At 61.3% G+C, this 4,914-nt stretch carries 7 protein-coding genes; 4 read left to right on the top strand and 3 right to left on the bottom strand.

All coding sequences use genetic code 11. The features are described from left to right. Together EP26_RS29755 and EP26_RS38855 are read left to right on the top strand one after the other, a co-directional pair. Positions 1-493, top strand: a 493-nt coding sequence (locus EP26_RS29755) for a response regulator (protein WP_043344866.1), incomplete at its 5' end; no start/stop codon positions are given. 266 nt (positions 494-759) lie between these two features. Continuing rightward, entirely contained in the window at positions 760-942 is a 183-nt protein-coding gene (locus EP26_RS38855; protein ID WP_084113156.1) for a DUF3606 domain-containing protein, read from the top strand. A gap of 32 nt (positions 943-974) precedes the next feature. Here EP26_RS38855 and EP26_RS29760 read toward each other — a convergent pair whose 3' ends face one another. Next, positions 975-1,343 carry a hypothetical protein gene (locus EP26_RS29760; RefSeq protein ID WP_043344867.1) on the bottom strand — a complete coding sequence of 123 codons (369 nt, stop codon included), beginning with the start codon at positions 1,341-1,343 and terminating at the stop codon, positions 975-977. 8 nt (positions 1,344-1,351) lie between these two features. Beyond that, entirely contained in the window at positions 1,352-1,738 is a 387-nt protein-coding gene (locus EP26_RS29765; protein ID WP_157033936.1) for a hypothetical protein, read from the bottom strand. 391 nt (positions 1,739-2,129) lie between these two features. Here EP26_RS29765 and EP26_RS29770 point away from each other — a divergent pair, with 391 nt between their 5' ends. Both EP26_RS29770 and EP26_RS29775 read left to right on the top strand, forming a co-directional pair. After that, the gene (locus EP26_RS29770; RefSeq protein ID WP_043344871.1) at positions 2,130-2,756 is read left to right on the top strand and encodes a hypothetical protein; all 627 of its coding nucleotides are present in this window, start codon (positions 2,130-2,132) and stop codon (positions 2,754-2,756) included. Between the two features lie 178 nt (positions 2,757-2,934). Then, positions 2,935-3,207 (top strand): hypothetical protein, encoded by a 273-nt coding sequence (locus tag EP26_RS29775; RefSeq protein WP_043344873.1) that lies wholly within the window; start codon positions 2,935-2,937, stop codon positions 3,205-3,207. Positions 3,208-4,632: 1,425 nt separating this feature from the next. Here EP26_RS29775 and EP26_RS29780 read toward each other — a convergent pair. Next, the coding region (locus tag EP26_RS29780; protein ID WP_043344874.1) for a transposase at positions 4,633-4,914 on the bottom strand (282 nt) is incomplete at its 5' end.

A 4,914-nucleotide genomic window follows, 5' to 3' on the forward strand; every position in this document is an offset into this window, starting at 1 on the left:
GGACGAAGGCACCGAAGTGACCCTCCTACTCCCCGCGGTGTCGCGGGCCGAAGCAGCGCGGTACTATCCCGATGGGAGCCGCAGCGAGAACCAACTGCCCCTGCTGCCCGAGGGCATGCGTATCCTTGTGGTGGACGACGACGCGGCTGTGGGCCGCCTTACAGCGGGAATGCTGGAAGGCGCCGGCCACCGACCCATGACGACCACCGACCCGGAGGTGGCGCTCCAGTTGCTCGCCAGTGGAGGCCACTTCGATTTGGTGATATCGGATGTAATCATGCCGCACGGTATGAGCGGCATCGATTTGGCGCGGGAAGTTCGACGGCACCGGGACGGGTTACCGGTCCTCCTCGTCACCGGCTATGTAGGTGACAGCCACTCCGCGGTGCAGGAATTCCCAGTGCTGCCAAAGCCGTTCACTGCACTGGAACTCACCATTGCGATCAGGACGCTGCTCCAGCGCAGAGCACCAATTCTGCAATCCACTACATGATTGGAAGATCGGGCGCTGCCTTTGGCTGTGGCTCGCAAATACCTCACCCAGGACGCCATCGGCATTGTCCTAGCAGCAAGGTATTCCAAACGGGCGACCGTTCAGCGGGATGTTGGCGGCGACGGTCACTTGGCAGTCTCGCGGCTCCCTGACGCCCCCGCGAAGGCTCTTGCACTCTCGAACACGTAGTCGCGTTGCGGCCTGTCATCCCGCAGCCGCTACAAGGGGACCGGCCCGAACCGAAGGGCCTTTCAGTGGGGGCGGATATGGAAGCGGCACCAAGAAAGCTAACGAGTTGGGAGCGTGCCACGGTAGACGTGACAAAGCCTGCCGAGGTCATCGGCTGTTCCAACAAGTGGCATGTCACGCCAGAACGTTTGAAAGCCGTCGTGGCCGAGGTCGGCACATCTGCGGTCATTATCGCAGAGGCGCTTGGGAAGACCCGGTAAGAGGCGGGCTGGCCGTGAGGATGGCTGGATTATCATAGCGCGAGCGCGTCATCCTCCCAGGTGCCGCGGACAAAGGTGACGACCTTGGATGTGCCGTCATCCGCCCATGACACCACCAGCACCTTCACGCCGTCGCGCGACACCTCGATGCCGTAGGGCAACCCCGGCTCGACTTGCTGCCGCTCAAGGGCATGGCGGTAGCCCGGTGAGGATGCCTCGCCAGCACCTAGCTCGTTGAACGGCGTCCAGTGCGCGAGGCTCCAAGGCCCAACCTGAAGAGAGATCAGCCTCATCGTGTCGCGTTGAACCTCGATTGCTCCGGCATCGCGGACCAACGGCACGAGGTGGTCCCGGATGGCCAGGGCGCGGTCATCCCCGGAGGCGACAAGCCTGAGTGCCATGAACCCTCCTAAGTTTCGTTGACCACTATGGCGCCGCTTGCCTGCAAAACAGCAATGGCGCCATCGAACCTCTCATCCTCGACTTTCGCAACTACAACGGCGCAGCCTCGGCGAATGCGTTCGTGAATGGCAGCTATGTCGCTACCGCGGATCGACAAAGAGGAGACATCACCAACTCGGTTTGAGCAGTAGACCTGCGCTTTAACGCCTCCAATACTCATGATGACGTACTGCATGGCCTGCTCGGCCTCTGCGGTGGTATCGAACAGGGCGACGATGGTTTGCGTCATATGTCCGTCTGTGCTGATGGCACGGGGAGCGGGGCGGCGGCCGTATTCAGCGGAAGTCGCTCGACGGCTGCTCGTTTGCGCTTTCAAGGCGTCTATCCATTCCAACCAACCCGAGGCCTCCTTGCCGGAGCCAACGAGCCAGAGCGCCCCGATACCGCACGGACGTGACTCCCGCAGATACGGCCCCACAACCAACACCGCGCTCGATCTTCGAGAGCTTAACGATTTCGGTCGGGAATGATTTGGCGCGCCGTTGGTCCGATAACAACCCCAGACGCCTCCGCGGTGCCCGAGTTGAGCCGCTGGCGCGCCCACACTCAGTTGGATGCTCCGGAGTTTCAGCGAGAGCGGTGCAGCCAAAAAGCAAAGGTGCGGGTGAGCCTCTGGCATTCCAAGTTGTGGTTGTTTTCATGCCACGTTGATCTTCAACAATCTACGCCCGGCAGGAACAGAATGGGCGGACCTCGCTTCTGGGGTCAGATGAGGAGGCGGTGCCATGTATGTGGTGATCAGGAAGACTGGGTTGGTTGGCTTTCTTGAGAAGGTCGCCGAACGGGCGCGAGACCACATAGTACCGCTGATCCAGGGACGGGCAGGCTTTCATGGCTATTGCACCTTCATCACTGAGCAAGGCGACATCGCCTATTCCGTCAGCATTTTCGATGAGCGCGAAGCTGCCATAGATGCCGACCAGCGGGTCCAGCAGTGGATAGGCGCCAATATGAGCGACCTCATGCAGGACGAGTCCGAGTTGGTTGCCGGAGAGACGGTGTTCCATGAGGTCTCGCACCCTCAGGAGCAGCAGAAGAGCCGCCAGCGCTCCCTCTTCGTCATTATCCGCAGCTATACGGGCCTCACCGGTCAGACCGAGACTATGCACTCCCTGGTGAGCGAACACACGCTCCCGGCCATTAAACAAGCCAAGGGATTCCGCGGCTTCTATGCCTTTCGGGACGAAGCTGATCCGAACCGGGCAATCTCAGTCACTCTGTTCGACACCCGCGAGGAAGCCATGCATACCCATGAGGCGGTGGTGGCCATCATGCGCGACCAACTGGGGGCCATGGCTTACGGAACACCTCGGGTGGTTCTGGGCGAAACAGTGGTACTGGCGACAGGGTAGGGTATGGCGGGCAGCGCTCAACACTTGCAAATGACTGGCACGGAGGCGAAAGGGCGGGGGCTGAGTTGCTAGGGCTGGAAGGTGCATGATCCTTCGGTCGGCCGGGAGCGCCAGCGCCATCCTCACCCCTTAGCCGCGCCACGATGCGACCCTTGGCCTATCTACGCGTTTGCCGCCGATGCAGAACAGAATCCAGCGTAACAACGAATTGCGGGTCGAGGTGGTCGATCAAGCAGGGCAGCGGCTCCCGATCTCTCAGCACGGTATCGTTGTCCATGTCCTCAAAGGTCCGCAGCGGAAGCGCATGTTGGTCAACAGCGCGGGCAAGGTCACTAACCTCCCGCAGATTGGCCTCGCGGGTAGTGACGGAGAGCGAATGGTCCTGACGCTGCGGCACGAAGACAATGGCAGCTTTACCATCCTGGGCTATCGCCAACTCTTTGACAGCTAACAGCCTGCGGACAAGTGCCAGCAGAGCGTCGCGGAGTGAGGCGATATGGTGGAACAGAGGACGTGGCAGAGAGGCAGGCGCAGCGGAGTTCCTTCGCTCCGAAACCTCCCGCATTGAGCGGTCCTAGCTACAAGGCGAACGCCGGCAGGGTCCGGCGACCTCGAACACCTCGACCTGCATGCGCCAGCGATGGCAGAGGGAGCGGCAGGCGGTAGAAGTCAGCATGGTCCATTTGAAGGTCGCTCCGGCTAGCAAGTTGGCTCCTGGCTTCTGAGATGGCCTGAGGTCAAAACGAACGATTGCTCCAGTCTCATATCGACCGGTACGTCACGGTCGGACGAGCCGGGTGCCTAGGTAGCAACGACGGGAAGTGTCTGCCGATACGACGAAGTGAGTGGACAGGAGCAGGGGCGGCTGACTGAGGCCGTGGCCACCTTTGTGGCTACCCGCGCAAGTGGGACAGCGATCTCGACGAAGGGGCTGGTCGGTTCCCGCGCCACTCTACCAATCCGCCAAGCTTGCCGATAATGGTGGTTTCGGTGAATCGGCACTTACGCCGCAGCGCAGTGGCGTTCCCGTCGGATATCGCCATGTTCGCCCTCACGCACCTGTCCGTGAATGGCTCGAAGATGGGCTACGCCGCGTCGGTAGCGTTGATGTCCGATGTTCCTTGAACCGATTGGAGCCCGACAGTATGGACGACAAGCCAAAGACCTCCGACGGTCTTCCAACAGGTAGTGCGCCCGGTGCGGCAGACAGCGTAACGAACACCGCAGTTCGTTTGACATCCAAGGATGTTCAAGGTCCCCGGCCTGTTCCGAGCCCAGCAGAGCAGGCCAAAGATATTGGCATGGGAAATCCTGGGCCGCACCAGTTCCAGGGTGGAACCCGCTCTTGAACGGTTTGGAAGTTGGGGGCCAGAGCGATCATATCGGAGTGGATCGTGCGGGCCGCCCGGACCTCGTGCGATAGCCAATTGCTACCGCCCGCGGTTCTGGCCAAGGTTGCTGGCGTCATCAGCATCGGCAACGTCGGTTGTCGTTCGTGTCTCGCGGGTGACTTATAGAGAAGGACCCGCAAAGCCCATCAGGTGTCGCCTCCAGACCGTGGAGACCATCCATGTACAAGGTCCGGCGTTATCGCACCGCCGGCTGACTATGCTGCCTGCTAGCGTAGCCTCCCGACCATCACGCAGCCGAGCACCACGAAGCACGATTGATTCTGGCCGAGAGGGCAAAGATAGGGCGGCACCATGCAGCCCCGGCCCACCGTTCTCCTGCCTAGTGCTCAGACCCAGACAAATGGTGCAGCCGGGCGGAGTTGCGTCCGGGCTTGAGCATTCCCTAATGGCAGTGGCCTGCGTCAAGAAGGTATGTAATTTCTGATTGGTTCTGAGCACTATTGAGGCGGCCCCCATTGTCTTGACTACGCGGCGTAGCGGAATTGCGGGTGCTGAAAGATGGAGCGGATCCGCTGCGGCCGCTTGGCAAGGCTACGCATATGGCTGATCGCCGCACGTTTCAGCTGCTGCTTGCTGCGCGCCGGCGCCTTGCGCGGGACCGCCTGCTTGAGGTCGGCGTTCACTCCCTCGTCTGGGTTCAGGTCGGGGCTGTAGGGCGGCAGGTAATGCACCTCGATCCTGGAGCTGTGCCCGGCAAGCCAGTCCTGAACTAGGCGGGCGCGGTGCACCCGCAGCCGGTCCAGGAT

Origin of the sequence: Belnapia moabensis DSM 16746 (assembly GCF_000745835.1) — a bacterium.
Classification (GTDB): Bacteria; Pseudomonadota; Alphaproteobacteria; order Acetobacterales; family Acetobacteraceae; genus Belnapia; species Belnapia moabensis.